Raw genomic sequence first — 18,694 nt, 5'->3', positions numbered from 1 at the left:
CGACCCTAGGGGTGACGGGGGTCACCGCGCGAGCGTTCCTCGCGGGGTGGTCGCCCGAGCGACTACGTTGCGGGCATGCGGATCGACGTGCTGTCCAGGGAGTACCCGCCGGAGGTGTACGGCGGCGCCGGCGTCCACGTCGCGGAGCTCGTGCGGGCCCTGCGGGCCGTCGACGGCGTCGACGCGCGCGTGCACTGCTTCGGCGCCCCGCGCCAGGAGGCCGGCACCACGGCGTACGCCGACCCGCCCGGGCTGGCCGGCGCCAACGCCGCCGTCCGCACCCTCGGCGTCGACCTCGAGATGGTCGTCGGCTGCGAGGGGGCGTCACTGGTGCACAGCCACACCTGGTACGCCAACATGGCCGGCCACCTCGCCAAGCTGCTGCACGGCGTCCCGCACGTGGTCTCTGCCCACAGCCTGGAGCCGATGCGTCCGTGGAAGGCCGAGCAGCTCGGCGGCGGGTACGCCGTGTCGAGCTGGGTCGAGCGCACGGCGTACGAGGCAGCCGACGCGATCGTGGCGGTGAGCGCGGCGATGCGGGACGACGTGCTGCGCAGCTACCCCGCGGTCGACCCGGCTCGGGTGCACGTGGTGCACAACGGCATCGACACCGACGACTGGCAGCCCGCGGCCGACCCCGACCGGGTGCGCGAGCTCGGCGTCGACCCCGACCGCCCGAGCGTCATCTTCGTCGGCCGGATCACGCGCCAGAAGGGCCTGCCGCTCTTCCTGCGCGCCGCCGCCCAGCTGCCGCCCGAGGTGCAGCTCGTGCTTTGCGCCGGCGCGCCCGACACCGAGGGGATCATGGCCGAGGTGCGCGGCCTCGTCGACGGTCTCGCCGCCACCCGCGACGGGGTCGTCTGGATCGACGAGATGCTCCCCCGCGCCGACGTGGTGGCCCTGCTCACCGCGGCCACCGTCTTCGCCTGCCCGTCGGTCTACGAGCCGCTCGGCATCGTCAACCTCGAGGCGATGGCCTGCGAGACGGCCGTCGTCGCCACCGCCACGGGCGGCATCCCGGAGGTCGTGGTCGACGACGAGACCGGCTGGCTGGTGCCGATCGAGCAGCTCGACGACGGGACCGGCACGCCGGTCGACCCCGAGCGCTACGTCGCCGACCTCGGCGCCGCCCTCGTCGACGCCGTCAGCGACCCGGCTCGTGCCTCGGCGTACGGCGCGGCGGGGCGCCGGCGCGCGCAGGAGCACTTCAGCTGGCCCGCCATCGCCGAGCGGACCCTGAAGATCTACCGCTCGCTGCTCTGACCCGCGGCGAGCTCCTCGAGCACGGCGCGGAAGGTGGCGTAGCGCTCCTCCCCCACCTCTGCCGCCCACGCCTCCTCGATCGTCGCGATGCGCCGGCGGACCGAGGCGTAGAGCCGGCCTCCCTTGGCGGTGCGCCGGACCAGGCGCACCCGGCCGTCGTGGGGCGCGGGGGCGATGCGCAGGTGGCCCGACTCCACGAGCGGCGTCACCAGCTGCCCGCAGCCCTGCTTGGTGACCTGCAGCCGCTCCGCGAGGTCCGTGACGCTCGCGCCCTCCGGCGGGACCGCGGCCAGGAGGCGGAAGTGCGACTGCCGCAGACCGCCGCGGTCCCGGTCGTGGATCTCGATGCCCAGCCGCCGGAAGAGCAGGCCGACGAGCACCGGCGTGTGCACCTCGTCGTCGCGAAAGGGCTTGACCGAGCTCATAAAGCCACTTTACCTTCATGACAGATGGTCAAGCAGCTTTACGGATCGAGAGCACCATGGTCGACCTCACCGCCCTCGGGCCCGCCGCCGTCGACGAGTCCGTGCTCACCGGGATGGTGGCCCGGCTGCTGAGCCGACCGGTCGACCGGCTGGTCGACGTGGGGGTGGAGGAGGTCGACTACGACACCCCCGCCATCACCACCGCGTCCCGGCACTGGGTCCGCGGCTCCACCGACGAGGGCGTGGCGTGGTCGCTCTTCTGCAAGCACGTGCAGTCGTGGGAGCGTCACCCCTTCTTCGCCTTCGTCCCGCCCGAGGTGCGCGAGCGCGCCGCCGGCGGCGTGCCGTGGCGCAGCGAGCCGGAGGTCTACCGCTCCGACCTCGCCGACCGACTGCCGCCCGGCCTGACGATGCCCCGGGCCGTGGGCGTCTTCGACCTCGACGAGCTCTCGGCCGCGGTCTGGCTGCCGGCCCTCGACGTCGTCGACGTCCCGTGGGACCGGGCCCGCTACACGGCGGCGGCGTACGCCGTGGGGCGCTTCGCTGCCTCCCCCGGCGTGCGGGCCGTCGCCGACGGCGTCGGCCACGACGTGACCGTCTGGACCTACCTGCACGGTCGGCTGGCAGCCCAGGTGCTGCCGGCCCTGCGCGACGACGCGACCTGGGAGCACCCGCTGGTGGCCCAGACCTTCGGTCCCGAGCTGCGCGACGGCCTCCGCTCGGCCGCCTACCGCGCCGAGGCGTTGACCGCGGAGCTGGCGGGCCTGCCGCTCCTGGCCTCCCACGGCGACACCTGCCCCAACAACCTGCTCGGCGTGCGGGGGGTCGAGGGCCTCTGCCTGATCGATTACGGCTTCTTCGGGCCCATGCCCGTCGGCTTCGACCTCGCCCAGCTCCTCGTCGGCGACGTGCAGACCGGTGCGGCGCCGTACGACGACCTGCCGGGGCTCGACGACGCGCTGGTGTCGGCGTACGCCGAGGGCCTGCGCGCCGAGGGCGACCGCACCCCGCTCGACGTCGTACGCCGGGGGCACGCGCTCAAGCTGGTGCTCTACGCCGCGCTCTCCGCCGTACCGCTCGAGCACCTGCACGAGCCGCCGAGCGAGCGGCTCCTGGAGGTGGCACGAGGCCGTGCCGCGATCGCGCGGCACGGCCTCGAGCTGCTGGAGCGGACGGGCTAGCGGTGCTCAGGTGGTGGCGACCGGCTCCCGCGGCGTCGTCTCGGCAGCCGCCGGACCGTGGTCGTCGTCGAGCATGGTGGTCTCGTCGAAGGGGTCGTCTCCGGCCAGCACCCGGTCGAGCTGGGCCCGGTCGAGCGTCCCGGTCCAGTGGCCCACGAGCAGCGTGGCCACCGAGTTGCCGGCGAAGTTGGTGACGGCGCGCGCCTCGGACATGAAGCGGTCGATCCCGACGATCAGGCCCACGCCGTCGAGCAGCTCGGGACGGTGCGAGGAGAGCCCGCCGGCCAGCGTGGCCAGCCCGGCGCCGGTGACGCCGGCCGCGCCCTTGGAGGCGATGATCATGAAGACCAGCAGCGAGAGCTGCTCGCCGAAGGAGAGCGGCATGTTCATGGCGTCGGCGATGAAGATCGAGGCCATCGTCAGGTAGATCGCCGTGCCGTCGAGGTTGAAGGAGTAGCCGGTCGGGACCACGATGCCGGTGGTCGAGCGGTCGACGCCCGCGTGGTTCATCTTCGCGATGAGGCGGGGCAGCGCGGTCTCCGAGGAGGAGGTCGAGACGATCAGCAGGAACTCGCGGCCGAGATACTTCAGCAGGCTGAAGACGTTGATCCCCGTGGCCAGCTTGAGCAGCCCGCCGAGCACGACGAAGACGAAGACGGCGCAGGTGATGTAGAAGGCGATCATGATCGTCGCCAGGGCCTTCAGGGCGTCGACGCCGGTCTCGCCCACGACCGCCGCGATCGCGCCGAAGGCGCCGACCGGGGCAGCCCACATGATCATCGCGAGGACGCGGAAGACCAGCCGCTGCAGGTGGCCGATGCCGGTGAGGATCGGCTGGCCCGCGGAGCCCATCGCCTGCAGCGCGAAGCCCACCAGCAGGGCGACGAGCAGGGTCTGCAGCACCTCGCCGGAGGTCAGCGAGCTGAAGAGCGAGTCGGGGACGATGTGCAGCAGGAACTCGCTGGTGCTGCCCGAGCCCGAGGCCTGCTCCTCACCGGCCCCGGCCATCTCGTCGGTGATGTTGAGGCCCTCGCCCGGGTCGAGCAGGTTGCCGACGGCCAGGCCGATGAAGAGCGCGGCGGTCGACATGGTGAGGAAGTAGGCCAGTGCCAGGCCACCGATCTTGCCGACGCTCGCGGCGTTGCGCACCGCGCCGACGCCGAGCACGATCGTGCAGAAGATGACCGGCTGGATCATCATCCGGATCAGCGCCACGAAGCCCTCGCCGATGGGCTTGAGGCCCGTCGCGAAGCCGGGGGCGACGAAGCCCACCACGATGCCGAGGACCACCGCGGCGATCACCGCGATGTAGAGGTAGTGGGTGCGGTCCCTCTTGACCGTCCCCTGCTGGGTGCTGCTCATGGGTGCTCCTCCTGCTGGTGCTGGGACCGGGGTGTGCCGGCTGCCACATCCTGCGAGGCGCTGTGAGCGCGGTCACCCTTTCGTGCGTTGTGTTCGCCGTCACTCGCCGTGGTGCGGCTCTGGCACGATGCGGCCATGGCGCGCACGGGTGATCGGGAGAGCCCCGTGGCCCGCCAGATCCTGGGGCTGCAGGTCGTCGTGGTGCTGACGCTCGTCGTGACGGCCGTGGCGCTGGCGGCGTACGACGCCCGCCGCGACACCCGCGACGGGGCGCGCGACCAGGCGCTCGCGGTGGCGCGGTCGATGGCCGACTCCCCCACCGTGCGCGGCGCCGTGCTCACGCCCGACGCCGGGCCGACGCCGGTGCTGCAGCCCTACGCCGAGGAGGTGCGTCGCGACACCGACACCGACTTCGTGGTGGTGATGGACCTCGACCGGGTGCGCTGGACGCACCCCAACCCCCACGAGATCGGCCGGCGCTTCGTCGGCGACGTGGGCGGGGCACCCCAGGGCCGCGACTTCTCCCAGGAGTTCGCCGGGACGCTGGGGCCGTCGGTGCGCGCCGTGGTGCCCGTCGTCGCCGACGACGACCGCGTCGTGGCGCTCGTCGCGGTCGGCATCACCGTCGACCGGATCGACCAGCGGCTGCTCGAGGACCTGCCGGGGATCCTGCTCGCCGCGCTCGTCACGCTGGGCGCCGGGCTCGTGGGGGCGTGGCTGATCTCGCGGCGGCTGCGCCGCCAGACCCACGGCATGGGCGAGCAGGAGATCACCCGGATGTACGAGTACTACCGAGCCGTGCTCGGCGCCGTCCGCGAGGGCCTGCTGCTGGTCGACCACGAGCGCCGGGTGCAGCTGGTCAACGACGAGTCGCGCCGGCTGCTCGCCCTGCCCGACGACGTGGTCGGACGCCGTCTCGACGAGCTCGACCTGCCACCCGACCTCGTCGCGGCCGTGCACGACGAGTCGACCCTGGAGGACCAGTCCTACGTGCTCGGCCAGCAGGTGCTCGTCTTCAGCACCGCGCCGGCCTACTGGGGCGGCGCCGGGGTCGGTGCCGTGCTCACCGTGCGCGACCGCACCGAGCTGCAGACCGTGACCGGCGAGCTCGACCTCGTGCGTGGGCTCACCGAGTCGCTGCGGGCGCAGAACCACGAGGCGGCCAACCGGCTGCACTCCGTGGTCTCCCTCGTCGAGATGGGACGACCGGAGGAGGCGGTCGACTTCGCCACCGAGGAGCTGCAGGTCGCGCAGGCGCTCACCGACGAGGTCGTGACCGCGGTCGACGAGCCGGTGCTCGCCGCCCTGCTGCTCGGCAAGACCGCGCAGGCCGCCGAGCGGGGCATCGAGCTCGACGTCGAGGGCGAGCTCGCCGCCGACCTGCCGCTCGACTCCCGCGACCTCGTCACGGTGGTCGGCAACCTGCTCGACAACGCCTTCGACGCCGTCGCCGCCGGGTCCGACCGCCGCGTCGCGGTGCGGCTCTCCGGCGACGCTCGGGAGCTGGTCGTGGAGGTCGACGACAGCGGCCCCGGGATCGCGCCGGAGGACGCCGCGCGGGTGCTCGAGCGCGGCTGGTCGACCAAGGCGGCCGACGGGCGGGGGCTCGGCCTCGCGATCGTGGCCCAGACCGTCGCCCGGCACGGCGGCCGGCTCGAGGTCGGCACCGCACCGCTGGGCGGCGCCCGCTTCACCGTCGACGTCACCGGGGAGGCCTCGTGAGCGTGCGCGTGCTCGTCGTCGAGGACGAGGAGCTCGCGTCGGAGGCGCACGCGGCGTACGTCGCGCGGGTGCCCGGCTTCGAGCTCGCCGGCGTCGCCCGCTCCGCCCACGACGCGCTCCGGCTGCTCGGGCAGGACCCCGACGTCGACCTGGTGCTGCTCGACATGCACCTGCCCGACGGGCACGGCCTCGCGCTGCTCCAGCGCATCCGCGCCGGCGGTCACGCCGCCGACGTCATCGCCGTCACCAGCGCCCGCGACAGCGACGTCGTACGACGGGCGGTGTCGCAGGGCGTGGTGCTCTACCTGCTCAAGCCCTTCTCGTTCGCGGCCTTCCGAGGCAAGCTCGAGCAGTACGCCGCCTACCGCGAGCGGCTCGAGACCGCCGCCAGCGACGTCGTCCAGGACGACGTCGACCAGCTCTTCGGCGCGCTCCGCGCCCGCCCCACCGGCGAGGCGCTGCCCAAGGGCATGAGCCTCGACTCGCTGCGCCAGGTCACCGACGCCCTGCGCGCCCACCCGGAGGGGCTCTCGGCCAAGCAGGTCGGCGACGTCGTCGGCGTCTCGCGCGTCACGGCCCGCCGCTACCTCGAGCACCTCGCCGACGAGGGCCGCGCCGACCGCGCCCCTCGCTACGGCGGCACCGGCCGCCCCGAGGTCGCCTACGTCTGGCGCTGACCCGCCCCAGATGCATGCCCATCCGCCCCAGATGCACGCCCATCCGCCTGAGATGACGGCATCTCGGGCGGATCGGCGTACGAGGGGGTGGGTCAGGACTCGTGGAGGGGGTCCGCGGGGAGCTTGCGGATCTTGCGGGTGCGCCGGCGGCGGCTGGGGATCATCGAGCGCATCTCCTCGAGCTTGCCGAAGCACAGCAGCCGGTCCTCGGGCTCGAGCACGTGCCGGTTGCGCGGGTTGGGGATGACGCTGGTGCCGCGCTGCAGCGTGAGGACGCTGATGTCGCGCTCGCCGAGGCCGGAGTCGCCGATGGTCTTGCCGACCATGTCGGAGGCGGAGTGCACCAGCACCTCGGCGACGCCGTACCCGGTGGAGACGGTGAGCCGCTGCCGCACGTCGATCTCGGGGAAGGCGACCTGGTTGTCGATGTGGTCGATGATCGCGCCGGCGACGTCGAGGTTGGTGGCGGTCTCGATGCCCTCCAGCCCCGGCGAGGAGTTGACCTCCATCACCAGCGGGCCGTCGTTGCCCTCGAGCATGTCGACGCCGGCGACGCGCAGGCCCATGATCTGCGCCGAGCGCACCGCCGCCTCCTCGAAGGCCGGGTCGAGCGTGACCGGCTCCACCGACCCGCCGCGGTGCACGTTGGAGCGGAACTCGTCGCCCTTCGCCACGCGCCGCATCGCCGCGACCACGCGGTCGCCGACGACCAGGGCGCGGATGTCGCGACCGCGGCTCTCGCTGACGAAGCGCTGGATCAGCACGTTCTGCTTCGTGCTTTGCAGCGTCTCGATGATCGCCTCGGCGACCTTGCGGTCGGGGGCGAGGATCACGCCGATGCCCTGGGTGCCCTCGAGCAGCTTGATGACGACGGGCGCGCCTCCGACCCGCTCGATGGCGGGGAGCACGTCGGCGCGGTCGCGCACGAAGGTCGTCGCCGGCATCCCGATCTCGTGGCGCGAGAGGATCTGGGTGGCGCGCAGCTTGTCGCGGCTGTTGGCGATGCCGTACGACGTGTTGGGCGTGTAGACGTCCATCTGCTCGAACTGACGCACCACGGCGGTGCCGAAGTACGTGATCGAGTTGCCGATGCGCGGCAGGATCGCGTCGTACTGCGAGAGTCGCTTGCCCCGGAACTGCAGGTCCGGCTCGTCGCCCGAGAGGTCGATGCCGAAGCGGAGCGTGTTGAGGACCTTGACGTCGTGGCCACGGTCGAGCGCGGCGGTCCGCAGGCGCTGCGTACTGTACGCACGGGGTGCCCGGGACAGGATCGCGAGCTTCATGCACACACCTTGCCTTCAGGAGTAGACGACGTGGACGTACCCGGCGGGGCCGAGCTCGGCCCCTACACCCGGACCGGGTGGCGGGAGTGGGTGAGCCTGCCCGACCTCGGCGTCGACTGGATCAAGGCCAAGATCGACACCGGGGCGCGCACCTCCTCGCTCCACGCCTTCGACCTCGAGCACGAGCGCGAGGGCGGCGAGCGGGTGGCGCGCTTCACCGTACGCCCCTGGCAGGGCAACGAGGACGACCTGGTCCCCGCCACGTGCCCCGTGCTCGACGAGCGCGAGGTGCGCAGCAGCTCCGGCCACGCCGAGACCCGGATCGTCGTCGGCCTCCGGATCCGCCTGGTCGGGCGCAGCGTGCCCGCCGAGGTGACGCTGAGCCGCCGCGACGAGATGGACTTCCGGATGCTCGTCGGACGCGAGGCGCTCGCGCAGGGCTTCCTCGTCGACCCGGCGGCGTCGTACGTCGGGGGCCGGCCGCCGCTCGCGCTGCGCCGGCGCAACCGGGGGCGCTGAGGTGGCGCGACCTTCGTTCGAGATCGGCAGCGTGCGGGTGCGTCCCGGGCGCGCGCAGTCGCTGTCGCTGCCCATCATGCGGCTCGTCACGGGTGCCGACGTCGACCTGCCGCTGCGGGTGCTCCACGGCCGCGACGACGGCCCCGTGGTGTGGGTCGACGCTGCCGTCCACGGCGACGAGGCGGTCGGCGTCGAGGTGGTGCGGCAGGTGCTCGCCGACCTCGACCCCCGGACGCTGCGCGGCACGCTGGTGGCCGTGCCGATCGTCAACGTGCTGGGCTTCATGAACGGCGACCGCTACCTGCCCGACCGCCGCGACCTCAACCGGTCCTTCCCCGGCTCGCCGCGCGGATCGCTGGCCAGCAGGGTGGCGCACCTGATGATGACCGAGGTGGTCAGCAAGTGCTCGGTGGGCATCGACCTGCACACCGGCTCCGACCGCCGCACCAACCTCCCGCAGGTGCGCGCCGACCTCGACGACCCCCGCACGCGCGAGCTCGCGGAGGCCTTCGGTGCCCCGCTGATGCTGCACGCGCCGCTGCGCGACGGCTCGCTGCGGCAGGCGGGCCGCGACGCCGGCGCCAAGGTGCTGCTCTACGAGGCCGGCGAGGCCTGGCGGATGGACCCCTGGGCGATCGCCGCCGGGGTGCGCGGCGTACGCCGGGTGCTGGCGCTGCTCGGCATGGTCGACGACGCCCCCGAGCCCGACGGCGAGGTCGCCGAGTCGCGCCGCAGCGGCTGGGTGCGCTCGCGCGGCACCGGGCTGCTGCACTTCGAGGCGTCGCTCGGCCAGCGGGTCGAGAAGGGCGAGCGCCTCGGTGGCCTCTTCGACGGCTTCGGCAAGCGCGTCCGCCTCGTGCACGCCGACCGCGACGGCCTCGTCATCGGCCACACCACCGCTCCCGTGGTCAACCGCGGCGACGCCGTCGTCCACCTCGCCGAGCTGGTCTGAGGCGGCCCGCCGCTGGGGCGAAGTCACTGGTTGACCAGTGAGACTGCCACTTCGCCAAGAAGATCTCCTTGGTCACGTGGCGAAGTCACTGGTGAACCAGTGACTTCGCCTCCCCCAGCAGCCAGCCGACCCTCAGCCGAGCTCGAGGCCCGGGTAGAGCGGGTTGGCTGCGAGGAGCTCGGCGGAGCGGGCGCGGACGCGGTCGGCGACGCCGTCGGCGAGCACGTACGACGCCTTCGAGGGGCCGCCGGCCTTGGTGGTGCCGGGCTGGGTCTGCGAGAGCACCTCGACGATCATCGAGGCGACGGTGTCGAACTCGGCGGGACCGAAGCCGCGCGTCGTCAGCGCGGGGGTGCCGAGGCGCACGCCGGAGGTGTACCAGGCGCCGTTGGGGTCGCGCGGCACCGAGTTGCGGTTGGTGACCACGCCGGCCTCGAGCAGCGCCGACTCCGCCTGCCGGCCGGTCAGGCCGTACGACGAGACGTCGAGCAGCACCAGGTGGTTGTCGGTGCCACCGGTGACCAGCGTCGCGTCGCGGGTCAGGAAGCCCTCCGCGAGCGCCTTGGCGTTGTCGGCGATAGCCTGCGCGTAGGTCTGGAAGGCGGGCTGGCGGGCCTCGGCGAGGGCCACGGCCTTGGCGGCCATCACGTGCGAGAGCGGGCCACCGAGCACCATCGGGCAGCCGCGGTCGACGTCGGCGGCGAACTCCTCCTGCGCCAGCACCAGGCCGCCGCGCGGGCCGCGCAGCGACTTGTGCGTCGTGGTCGTGACCACGTGGGCGTGCGGGACGGGGTCCTCGTCGCCGGTGAAGACCTTGCCGGCCACCAGCCCGGCGAAGTGCGCCATGTCGACCATCAGCACGGCGCCGACCTCGTCGGCGATCTCGCGCATCCGGGCGAAGTCGACCCGGCGGGGGTACGCCGAGTAGCCCGCGACCAGCACCAGCGGCTTGAACTCGCGCGCCTTGGCGGCCACGGCGTCGTAGTCGAGCAGCCCGGTCGTCGGGTCGGTGCCGTACTGCTGCTGGTGGAACATCTTGCCGCTGATGTTGGGCCGGAAGCCGTGGGTCAGGTGGCCGCCGGCGTCGAGCGACATGCCGAGCAGACGCTGCTCGCCGAAGCGCTTGCGCAGCGTCTCCCAGTCGTCCTCGGTGAGCTCGTTGACGTTGCGCACGCCCTTCTCGGCGAGCGCGGGCGTCTCGACGCGGTTGGCCAGGATCGACCAGAAGGCGACCAGGTTGGCGTCGATGCCCGAGTGCGGCTGGGCGTAGGCGTACGGCGCGCCGAAGAGCTCGCGGGCGTGCTCGGCCGCGAGCGCCTCCACGGTGTCGACGTTCTGGCACGCGGCGTAGAAGCGGTGGCCCACGGTGCCCTCGGCGTACTTGTCGCTGAACCAGGTGCCCATCGTCAGCAGCACGGCCGGCGAGGCGTAGTTCTCCGAGGCGATGAGCTTCAGCGAGCTCCGCTGGTCGGCCAGCTCCTGCCGTGTGGCCTGCGCCACACGCGGCTCGACGGCGGCGATCACCTCCAGCGCGGCGTCGTACGCCGCCGAGACGGTCTTGCCCATCGGCTCACCTGTGGAAGCAGCGCTCATGACGCCAGACTAGGAGCCGCCGCGGCCCGCCGTCACCTCCCCCGCAGTCTGTCCACATCGTGGATGCGCGTCTCACCACATGAGATTCGAGTTTGGTGTCGGGGTGTCCACGAGTCGAGACTCGGGTCCATGGCCACCGCTGCGCGCACCCTCCGCCTCGTGACGCGTCGTCACGTGGACCTCGGTCGCACCCGCAGCATGATGTGTCGCCACGGCTGACGGTCCGTCTCCCCCAGCCCCGACCGCGCCGGCGACCAGCGACGACACCGCTGTCGTCCGAGCCCGCGGTCACCTCCACCGCCCGAGGACTCCAGACACCATGAGCAGCTCCAGCAGCAGCGCAGCCCCCGACACCACGGCAGCGACCTCCGGACGCGTCGGCCGCTCCGGTCGCGCCCGCCCCAAGCGCGGCGAGGGCCAGTGGGCGCTCGGCTACACCGAGCCGCTGAACAAGAACGAGCAGGCCAAGAAGGACGACAACCCGCTCAACGTGCGGGACCGCATCCGCTACGTCTACTCCAAGCGTGGCTTCGCCTCCATCGACCCGGCCGACCTGCGCGGTCGCTTCCGGTGGATGGGTCTCTACACCCAGCGCGCCCCGGGCTTCGACGGCGGCAAGACCGCGGTGCTCGAGGAGGAGGAGCTCGACGACGAGTTCTTCATGCTCCGCGTCCGCAGCGACGGCGCGCTGCTCGACTCGGCCAAGCTGCGCGCCCTCGGCAGCATCGGCACCGACTTCGCCCGCGGCACCGCCGACATCACCGACCGGCAGAACATCCAGTACCACTGGATCCGGGTCGAGGACGTGCCCGAGATCTGGCAGCGGCTCGACGACGTCGGCATGACCAGCCTCGAGGCCTGCGGCGACTCACCCCGCCCCTTCCTGGGCTCCCCCGTGGCCGGCGTGGCCGCCGAGGAGATCATCGACGCGACGCCCGCGCTCGAGGAGATCAAGCGCCGCTACATCGGCGACCCGGCGTACTCCAACCTGCCGCGCAAGTTCAAGACCTCCGCCAGCGGCCACCCGGGGCACGACTGCGTGCCGTCGGTCAACGACGTCTCCTTCGTCGGCACGGTGCACCCCGAGCACGGGCCCGGCTTCGACCTCTGGGTCGGCGGTGGTCTCTCCACCAACCCGATGCTGGCGCAGAAGCTGGGCGTCTGGATCCCCCTCGACGAGGTGCCCGACGCCTGGTCGGCCGTGGCCGGCGTCTTCCGCGACTACGGCTACCGGCGGCTGCGCTCGCGGGCGCGGCTGAAGTTCCTCGTCGCCGACTGGGGCGTGGAGCGCTTCCGCGAGGTGCTCGAGACCGAGTACCTGCACCGCGAGCTGGTCTCGCTGCCCTCGCCCGAGCCCGTCGCCGGCGCCTCCGACCACATCGGCGTGCACCCGCAGAAGGACGGCCGCTTCTACATCGGCGTCGCCCCTGTCGCCGGTCGCATCAACGGCGAGGTGCTCACCGGCGTCGGTGACGTCGTGGAGCGGTACGCCGCCGACGGCGCCCGCCTGACCGCGCACCAGAAGCTCGTGGTGCTCGGCGTGGAGGAGCAGCACGTCGAGGACGTCATCACCGACCTGCGCGAGATCGGGCTGGAGGCCCGGCCCTCCGGCTGGCGCCGCGCCACCATGGCGTGCACCGGCATCGAGTACTGCAAGCTCGCCATCGTCGACACCAAGCAGCGCGCGATCGACCTGGTCGCCTCGCTCGAGCAGCGATTCCCCGACCTCGACACCACCATCTCGGTCAACGTCAACGGCTGCCCCAACGCCTGCGCCCGCACCCAGGTCGCCGACATCGGCCTCAAGGGCATGCTGGTGCTCGACGACGAGGGCGAGCAGGTCGAGGGCTTCCAGGTGCACCTCGGCGGCGCGCTCGGCCTCGACCCGGTCTTCGGCAAGAAGCTGCGGGCCCACAAGATCACCAGCGCGGGGCTCGACGACTACGTCACCGTCGTGGTCGGCAACTACCTGGCCGACCGCGAGCCCGGCGAGGAGTTCGCCCGCTGGGCCGCACGCGCCGACGAGGTGCTGCTGCGCGGCGAGAAGTCGCTCTCCGAGGCGGCGTCGTGAGCGGCCGCTCGGTGCCCTTCCACTGCCCCTACTGCGGCGAGGAGGACCTGCGCCCGCACGAGGTCGACCCCCCCCAGGGCTCGGGCCACGGCGCGTGGGAGTGCCACTCCTGCCTGCGGGCCTTCAAGGTCTCCCTGCTGGGCCAGCTGCGGCCACCGGCCAGTGTGGCCGCCGAGCGCACGGAGCGTGCCCGGTGACCGCGCTGTCGACGACCCGCGCCCGCGCCAACCGCGGCTCCGACACCGAGGGTCGCGACACCGACGAGCTGCGCGAGATCGTCTCCCACGTCGGCGCCGAGCTCGAGCTCGCGCCCGCCGAGGACATCATCGAGTGGGCGGTCGCCACCTTCGGCGCCCGCTTCTGCATCACTTCCTCGATGGGCGACGCCGTGCTGGCGCACTTGGCCTCGACGGTCGCCCCCGGCATCGACGTGGTCTTCCTCGACACCGGCTACCACTTCGCCGAGACGGTGGGCACCCGCGATGCCGTGGCGGCCACGATGCCGGTCAACCTGGTCACGCTGCTGCCCAAGCAGACCGTGGCGGAGCAGGACGCGGCCTACGGCCCCGACCTCTTCCAGCGCGACCCCGACCTGTGCTGCGCGCTGCGCAAGGTCGCGCCGCTGCGCGAGGGCCTCGCGTCGTACGACGCCTGGGCCACGGGCCTGCGCCGGGCCGAGACCCACGACCGCGTCATCGCGCCGGTCGTCGGCTGGGACGAGGGCAAGCAGAAGGTCAAGGTCTCGCCGCTGGCGCGCTGGAGCGACGACGACGTCGACCGCTACATCGACGAGCACGGCGTCCTGGTCAACCCGCTGCAGTACGACGGCTACCCGTCCATCGGCTGTTGGCCGTGCACCCGCCGCGTCGCGCCCGGTGACGACCCTCGCTCGGGTCGCTGGGCCGGCACCAACAAGACCGAGTGCGGGATCCACATCTAGCGCACCGGTCCCCCGTCCCACCGCCGGACGCCGCCGTCCGTGCCACCACCACTTCGTCCGAAGGGAGCCGGCCATGACCGCTCCAGCACTGCTGACCATCGCCCACGGCAGCCGCGACCCCCGCTCTGCCGCCACCATCAACGCCCTGACCGACCTGATCCGCCGGATGCGCCCCGACCTGCGGATCGAGAGCTCGTTCCTCGAGCTCGCCCAGCCCTCCGTGCACGACGTCGTCGACCGGCTCGTCGCCGACGGCGTGGAGGAGGTCGTGGCCGTCCCCCTGCTGCTCAGCGAGGCCTACCACGCCACCGTCGACGTGCCCCGGGTCGTCGAGGAGGCGATGCAGCGGCACCCGGGCCTGCGGGTGCGGGCCAGCCGCATCCTGGGCCACGAGCCCTCCTTCCTCGGCGTGCTCGACGAGCGCCTGCGCGAGACGCTGCGGCGTGAGCGGGTGCGCGAGCTCGACGCGCTGGTGCTGGCCACGGCCGGCTCCAGCGACCTCGTGGCCAACCAGGCCGTCGCGCGCCTGGCCCGCGTCTGGGGCGCCCGCCACAAGCTGCCGGTGACCGCGGCCTTCGCCTCGGCCGCTCCCCCGGCCACCGGCGAGGCGGTGCGCGCCTTCCGCGCCGAGGGCAAGCGCCACGTGGCCGTCGCGTCGATGTTCATCGCCCCCGGCTTCCTGCCCGACCGGGCGGCCGAGCTGGCGCGCGAGGCCGGCGCCATCGCCGTCTCCGACCCGCTCGGCCCGGCGCCCGAGCTCGCTCGCGCCGTGCTCGCCCGCTACGCCGTCGGCGCCGTGGAGCTCGTCCCCGTCTGAGGCTGCGCGACGGCGTACCGGGACGAGCTGGTCACTGGCGCGTCGAAACCGGCACTGACGCGACGGTGTTTCGGCGCGCCAGTGCCGGTTTCACCGGCCGGCCGGTGAATCCGTCGCGGCCGGCTGGCTACAGCACGTACGCCGCGAGCAGCCGCGTGAGCTCGGCGGCGGGGTCGCCGGTGGTGCCGCCGTGCACGGGCCCGGGCTGGACGACGGTGCTGCGGGGAGCGCGGAGCAGCCCGAAGCGAGTGCCCAGGGTGTCGGCGACCTCGCGGGTGCCGTAGGCCGTGGCGCGCGAGCCGACCGCCAGGTCGAGGCTGGCGCCGCCGCGGCAGACCTCCGCGACGCCCCGGAGCGCCCGCCGCACCGACGCGACGTCGACCTCCGCGTCGAGGGCGCGCAGCCGTGCGTCGTCCACGTGGGAGGCGGTGTCGAGGAAGCCCGCGGCCTCGCAGTAGAGGACGACGCCGACGTTGACGAACTCCTCGCGCTCGACCCGCGGCACGCAGCGCAGCACGAGGTACTGGAAGGCCGTGCGCGACGAGGCGTCCGGGAGGGTCACGGCAGCCACCCCCGCGGACCGGCGACGCGCGCCAGCAGGTGGTCGACGTAGCGAGCCCGGAGCGCGGCGGCGTCGTCGGCGCCGGGCACCGGCTCGAGCCACTCCTCCGGCACCTCGGCCAGCACCGCCTCCAGGGCCGGACGGGTGAGCCGCGCGGCGAGGTCGGCGTCCTGGGCGCGCGCCCGGTCGGCGTGACGGCGCAGGATGTGCTCGCCGGCGTCGTAGGCCTGCGCCGCGAACCGCGCGGGGTCGCTGCTGCCCCCGGGCCACGAGTAGTGGAAGTAGAGCGAGGCGCCGTGGTCGATGGCGTAGAGGTCGCTGCGACCGACCCGCGGCCACAGCAGCAGGTTGGGGTTGCGCCACGAGCGGTCGACGTTGGCGGTGAGCGCGTCCAGCCACAGGATCCGGCCGGCGAGGTCGGGGTCGGGCTCGAAGGACGCGTCGTACCCGAAGGCACGGTGGAGCAGGTCGACGCCGAGGTTGAGCCCGAGGCTGGCGGTCAGCAGGTCCTGCACCTCCTCGTCGGCCTCGTAGCGCGCGATGTCGCGCGGCAGGTCGACCGTCACCAGCTCGGGCACCGGCACGTCGACCAGGGCGGCCACGCCGGCGACGACGACCTCGGCCACCAGCACCCGCAGGCCCTGGCCGGCGCCGCGGAACTTCACCACGTAGGTGCCGAGGTCGTCGGCCTCCACGATCCCGGGGAGCGAGCCCCCCTCGCGCAGCGGCGTGACGTAGCGGGTGGCCGTGACCGTCCTCATCGGCGCCTCACGCACCCTCCCCGAGCAGCCGCGCGCGCTGCTCCTCCACGTCGTAGTCGGGCTCGGGCCACTGCAGGTCCATCCCGCGCAGCAGCTCCAGCAGCAGCGTGGCGACGGCCCAGTTGCGGTACCACTTGGTGTCGCTGGGCACGACGTGCCACGGCGCCACGTCGGTGTGGCAGCGCTCCAGCGCTTGGGTGTACGCCGCCTGGTAGGCCTCCCAGTGGGCGCGCTCGTCGATGTCGCCGGGCTTGAACTTCCAGCGCTTCAGCGGGTCGTCCAGCCGCGCCAGCAGCCGCTCGCGCTGGGTCTGCTTGCTGATGTGCAGGAAGCACTTGAGCACCGGGGTGCCTCCCGCGACCAGCGCACGCTCCCACGCGTCGATGGCGTCGTACCGGCGGTCGAGCTCGGCCTCGTCGGCGTACGCGTGCACCCGCGGCACCAGCACGTCCTCGTAGTGCGAGCGGTCGAAGACCCCGACGACGCCCGGCCCGGGGAGCGCCCGGTCGATGCGCCAGAGGAAGTCGTGGGCGAGCTCCTCCTCGGTGGGCTTCTTGAAGGAGGTGATCCGGACGCCGATGGGGTCGAGCAGCCCGATCGCCTTGTTGACCACGCCGCCCTTGCCGGAGGTGTCCATGCCCTGGAGCACGACGAGCACCCGGCGCGAGCCGCCGGTGTAGGCGTCGGCGTGCAGCCGCTCCTGCAGGTCGGCCAGCTCGGCGCCGAGCTCGACCATCGCAACGACGGCGTCGCGCTTGCGGCCCTCGAAGCCGGGGCGGGCGTCGGTGGGCAGCCGAGCCAGGTCGACCGGGCCGTCGGGCAGCCGCAGGGACTCGCTCAGGGCACTCATGCGGGTGAGTATGTCGCAGGGCTGTCGTAGGTTCGGCCACGTGCACCTCCCCGTGATGCCGCCCGTGCGCCCGATGCTCGCCAAGTCGGTCAAGGGCGTGCCCGACCCCGCGAAGTTCGACGGCGGGCTCTCCTTCGAGCCGAAGTGGGACGGCTTCCGCTGCCTGGTCTTCCGCGACGGCGACGAGGTCGAGCTCACCTCGCGCAACACCAAGCCGCTCACGCGCTACTTCCCCGAGGTCGTCGAGGCCGTGCGCGACCAGCTGCCCGAGCGGTGCGTGCTCGACGGAGAGCTCTTCGTGGCGCAGGGCGACCGGCTCGAGTTCGAGGTGCTGCAGGAGCGGATCCACCCCGCCGCGTCGCGCATCGCAACGCTCGCCGAGCGCACGCCCGCGTCGTTCGTCGCCTTCGACGTGCTGGCCCTGGGCGAGGAGTCGCTCGTCGACGCACCCTTCTCCGAGCGTCGCGCCCGCATGGAGGCGAGCCTGGCTGGTCTCGCGGGGCCGTGCTTCCTGACCCGCACCACGACCGACGCGGCCGAGGCCGAGGAGTGGTTCGAGCACTTCGAGGGCGCCGGGCTCGACGGGGTGGTCGCCAAGCCGCTCGGGGCGCCGTACGTCGAGAACGCCCGCACCATGCTCAAGGTCAAGCACGCCCGCACGGCCGACGTCGTGGTGGCGGGCTACCGGCTCCACAAGACCTCCACCGAGGCGCGCCCGCTGCTCGGCTCGCTGCTGCTGGGCCTCTACGACGGCGACGCGCTGCAGCACGTCGGCGTCGCCGCCTCCTTCACCGAGGCCCGGCGGGCCGAGCTGATCGAGGAGCTGCGCCCGCTGGAGTGCCCGATCGCCGAGCACCCCTGGGCCCGCTGGGCAGGTGACGCGGTGGCCAACCCCGACCGCGTGCCGGGCACCCAGAGCCGGTGGAGCCAGGGCAAGGACCTCTCCTTCACGCCGCTGCGCCCCGAGCGGGTGCTGGAGGTCGGCTACGAGCACATGGAGGGTCGGCGCTTCCGCCACACCGCGCAGTTCAAGCGCTGGCGCCCCGACCGCAACCCCTCCTCGTGCGGCTACGACCAGCTCGAGGAGGTCGCCCGCTACGACCTCGGGTCCGTGCTGCGCGTCGACAACGCCTAGGCGGCGCGGCATGCTGGGGAGATGGGCCCCGGCAGCGGCTTCTACGACGTCGTCGTGCTCGTCGAGCGCGAGATCGACCAGGTCGACGCCGCCCAGCTGCTCGCGCTCCACCAGGGCATCGACGAGCAGGTCTGCTACCACGTGCTGCTGCCGGTCGAGGACCCCGCCGGCGGGGTCGAGGGGGCGATGGGCGCGCTCTCGACCGGCGAGGTCTTCGTCGCGCCGTCGGTCACCCTGCCCGGCAGCGACGACGACCTGCGCGAGGAGCTGCTCGACGAGTGCCGGGCGCGGGTGCGCTCGTCGGTCACGGCGCTGGAGGCGACCGGGGCCCGGGCCACGGGGTCGCCGGTGTGCCAGGAGCCGGTGCAGGCCCTGATCGACAAGGTCGCCGAGCTCGACGCCCGTGAGGTCATCGTGCTCACCCGCCCCCACGTGATCCGCGAGCTCTTCCACCTCGACTGGACCTCCAGGGCCGAGCGGCGGCTCCGCGTCCCCGTGCTGCACCTGCTCGAGCACGAGCACCGCGACCCGGGCGACGGGCCCGGGCCCGTGGCGGCGCGGCGATGACCTAGGCTGCGGCA

19 protein-coding genes are annotated in these 18,694 nt (G+C 73.2%); 12 read left to right on the top strand and 7 right to left on the bottom strand.

Translation table 11 applies throughout. The features are described from left to right. The first annotated feature begins 75 nt into the window (after positions 1–75). Positions 76–1,263: a glycogen synthase gene (gene glgA, locus IG63_RS0109415; RefSeq protein WP_030484123.1), complete on the top strand. Its 1,188-nt coding sequence runs from the start codon at positions 76–78 to the stop codon at positions 1,261–1,263. Here the strand turns inward: glgA and IG63_RS20600 are convergent. Further along, entirely contained in the window at positions 1,245–1,688 is a 444-nt protein-coding gene (locus tag IG63_RS20600) for a MarR family winged helix-turn-helix transcriptional regulator (protein WP_051706482.1), read from the bottom strand. The two genes, glgA and IG63_RS20600, sit on opposite strands and share 19 nt — an antisense overlap. Positions 1,689–1,744: 56 nt before the next feature. Here IG63_RS20600 and IG63_RS0109405 point away from each other — a divergent pair, with 56 nt between their 5' ends. Further along, the gene (locus tag IG63_RS0109405) at positions 1,745–2,869 is read left to right on the top strand and encodes a phosphotransferase (RefSeq protein ID WP_030484121.1); all 1,125 of its coding nucleotides are present in this window, start codon (positions 1,745–1,747) and stop codon (positions 2,867–2,869) included. Positions 2,870–2,875: 6 nt separating this feature from the next. Here IG63_RS0109405 and IG63_RS0109400 read toward each other — a convergent pair whose 3' ends face one another. Continuing rightward, positions 2,876–4,231, bottom strand: coding sequence for a cation:dicarboxylate symporter family transporter (locus IG63_RS0109400; protein ID WP_030484120.1), 1,356 nt, complete (start codon positions 4,229–4,231; stop codon positions 2,876–2,878). Between the two features lie 135 nt (positions 4,232–4,366). Between IG63_RS0109400 and IG63_RS0109395 the strand changes: the two genes are divergently transcribed. Further along, positions 4,367–5,953: an ATP-binding protein gene (locus tag IG63_RS0109395; RefSeq protein WP_036194986.1), complete on the top strand. Its 1,587-nt coding sequence runs from the start codon at positions 4,367–4,369 to the stop codon at positions 5,951–5,953. Then, entirely contained in the window at positions 5,950–6,630 is a 681-nt protein-coding gene (locus IG63_RS0109390) for a response regulator (RefSeq protein WP_030484118.1), read from the top strand. Before IG63_RS0109395 ends, IG63_RS0109390 begins: the two co-directional genes overlap by 4 nt. A gap of 92 nt (positions 6,631–6,722) precedes the next feature. Here IG63_RS0109390 and IG63_RS0109385 read toward each other — a convergent pair whose 3' ends face one another. Further along, positions 6,723–7,913, bottom strand: coding sequence for a RimK family alpha-L-glutamate ligase (locus tag IG63_RS0109385; RefSeq protein ID WP_030484117.1), 1,191 nt, complete (start codon positions 7,911–7,913; stop codon positions 6,723–6,725). Positions 7,914–7,943: 30 nt separating this feature from the next. Between IG63_RS0109385 and IG63_RS0109380 the strand changes: the two genes are divergently transcribed. Both IG63_RS0109380 and IG63_RS0109375 read left to right on the top strand, forming a co-directional pair. After that, complete coding sequence (locus IG63_RS0109380) at positions 7,944–8,432, top strand: ATP-dependent zinc protease family protein (protein WP_030484116.1); 489 nt, start codon at positions 7,944–7,946, stop codon at positions 8,430–8,432. Position 8,433: 1 nt separating this feature from the next. Further along, on the top strand, positions 8,434–9,384 hold the full coding sequence (locus IG63_RS0109375) for a succinylglutamate desuccinylase/aspartoacylase family protein (protein ID WP_030484115.1): 951 nt from the start codon (positions 8,434–8,436) through the stop codon (positions 9,382–9,384). 132 nt (positions 9,385–9,516) lie between these two features. Here IG63_RS0109375 and IG63_RS0109370 read toward each other — a convergent pair whose 3' ends face one another. Then, a complete protein-coding gene (locus tag IG63_RS0109370) occupies positions 9,517–10,977 on the bottom strand; it encodes a glycine hydroxymethyltransferase (RefSeq protein ID WP_030484114.1) in 1,461 nt (486 codons plus the stop codon). A gap of 319 nt (positions 10,978–11,296) precedes the next feature. On the opposite strand from IG63_RS0109370, the gene IG63_RS0109365 reads away from it, so the two are divergent. The 4 genes from IG63_RS0109365 (at position 11,297) to IG63_RS0109350 (ending at position 14,805) form a co-directional block, all read left to right on the top strand. Next, the gene (locus IG63_RS0109365; RefSeq protein ID WP_036194983.1) at positions 11,297–13,048 is read left to right on the top strand and encodes a nitrite/sulfite reductase; all 1,752 of its coding nucleotides are present in this window, start codon (positions 11,297–11,299) and stop codon (positions 13,046–13,048) included. Next, positions 13,045–13,245: a hypothetical protein gene (locus tag IG63_RS0109360; RefSeq protein ID WP_030484112.1), complete on the top strand. Its 201-nt coding sequence runs from the start codon at positions 13,045–13,047 to the stop codon at positions 13,243–13,245. The genes IG63_RS0109365 and IG63_RS0109360 overlap by 4 nt, the downstream gene beginning before the upstream one ends. Further along, positions 13,242–13,988 carry a phosphoadenylyl-sulfate reductase gene (locus IG63_RS0109355; RefSeq protein WP_211249273.1) on the top strand — a complete coding sequence of 249 codons (747 nt, stop codon included), beginning with the start codon at positions 13,242–13,244 and terminating at the stop codon, positions 13,986–13,988. The genes IG63_RS0109360 and IG63_RS0109355 overlap by 4 nt, the downstream gene beginning before the upstream one ends. A gap of 73 nt (positions 13,989–14,061) precedes the next feature. After that, positions 14,062–14,805, top strand: a complete 744-nt coding sequence (locus IG63_RS0109350; protein ID WP_030484110.1) for a sirohydrochlorin chelatase — start codon at positions 14,062–14,064, stop codon at positions 14,803–14,805. Positions 14,806–14,932: 127 nt separating this feature from the next. Here the strand turns inward: IG63_RS0109350 and IG63_RS0109345 are convergent, their stop codons facing one another. Genes IG63_RS0109345 through IG63_RS0109335 form a run of 3 tightly spaced genes read right to left on the bottom strand, consistent with a single transcriptional unit; the run spans position 14,933 to position 16,990 of the window. Further along, complete coding sequence (locus IG63_RS0109345; protein WP_030484109.1) at positions 14,933–15,367, bottom strand: DUF3037 domain-containing protein; 435 nt, start codon at positions 15,365–15,367, stop codon at positions 14,933–14,935. Beyond that, positions 15,364–16,128, bottom strand: coding sequence for a HipA family kinase (locus IG63_RS0109340; protein ID WP_030484108.1), 765 nt, complete (start codon positions 16,126–16,128; stop codon positions 15,364–15,366). Before IG63_RS0109340 ends, IG63_RS0109345 begins: the two co-directional genes overlap by 4 nt. Positions 16,129–16,135: 7 nt before the next feature. Continuing rightward, positions 16,136–16,990, bottom strand: coding sequence for a PPK2 family polyphosphate kinase (locus IG63_RS0109335; RefSeq protein ID WP_425411785.1), 855 nt, complete (start codon positions 16,988–16,990; stop codon positions 16,136–16,138). Positions 16,991–17,018: 28 nt separating this feature from the next. Here IG63_RS0109335 and IG63_RS0109330 point away from each other — a divergent pair, with 28 nt between their 5' ends. Together IG63_RS0109330 and IG63_RS0109325 are read left to right on the top strand one after the other, a co-directional pair. Next, entirely contained in the window at positions 17,019–18,113 is a 1,095-nt protein-coding gene (locus IG63_RS0109330) for an ATP-dependent DNA ligase (RefSeq protein ID WP_030484106.1), read from the top strand. Positions 18,114–18,134: 21 nt separating this feature from the next. Then, the gene (locus IG63_RS0109325; protein ID WP_030484105.1) at positions 18,135–18,680 is read left to right on the top strand and encodes a hypothetical protein; all 546 of its coding nucleotides are present in this window, start codon (positions 18,135–18,137) and stop codon (positions 18,678–18,680) included. Positions 18,681–18,694: the final 14 nt, after the last annotated feature.

It is taken from the genome of Nocardioides aequoreus, assembly GCF_000720335.1.
GTDB lineage: Bacteria > Actinomycetota > Actinomycetes > Propionibacteriales > Nocardioidaceae > Marmoricola > Marmoricola aequoreus.
Note: the sequence above shows the minus strand (reverse complement) of the source record. Positions and strands in the feature narration are given on the sequence as shown.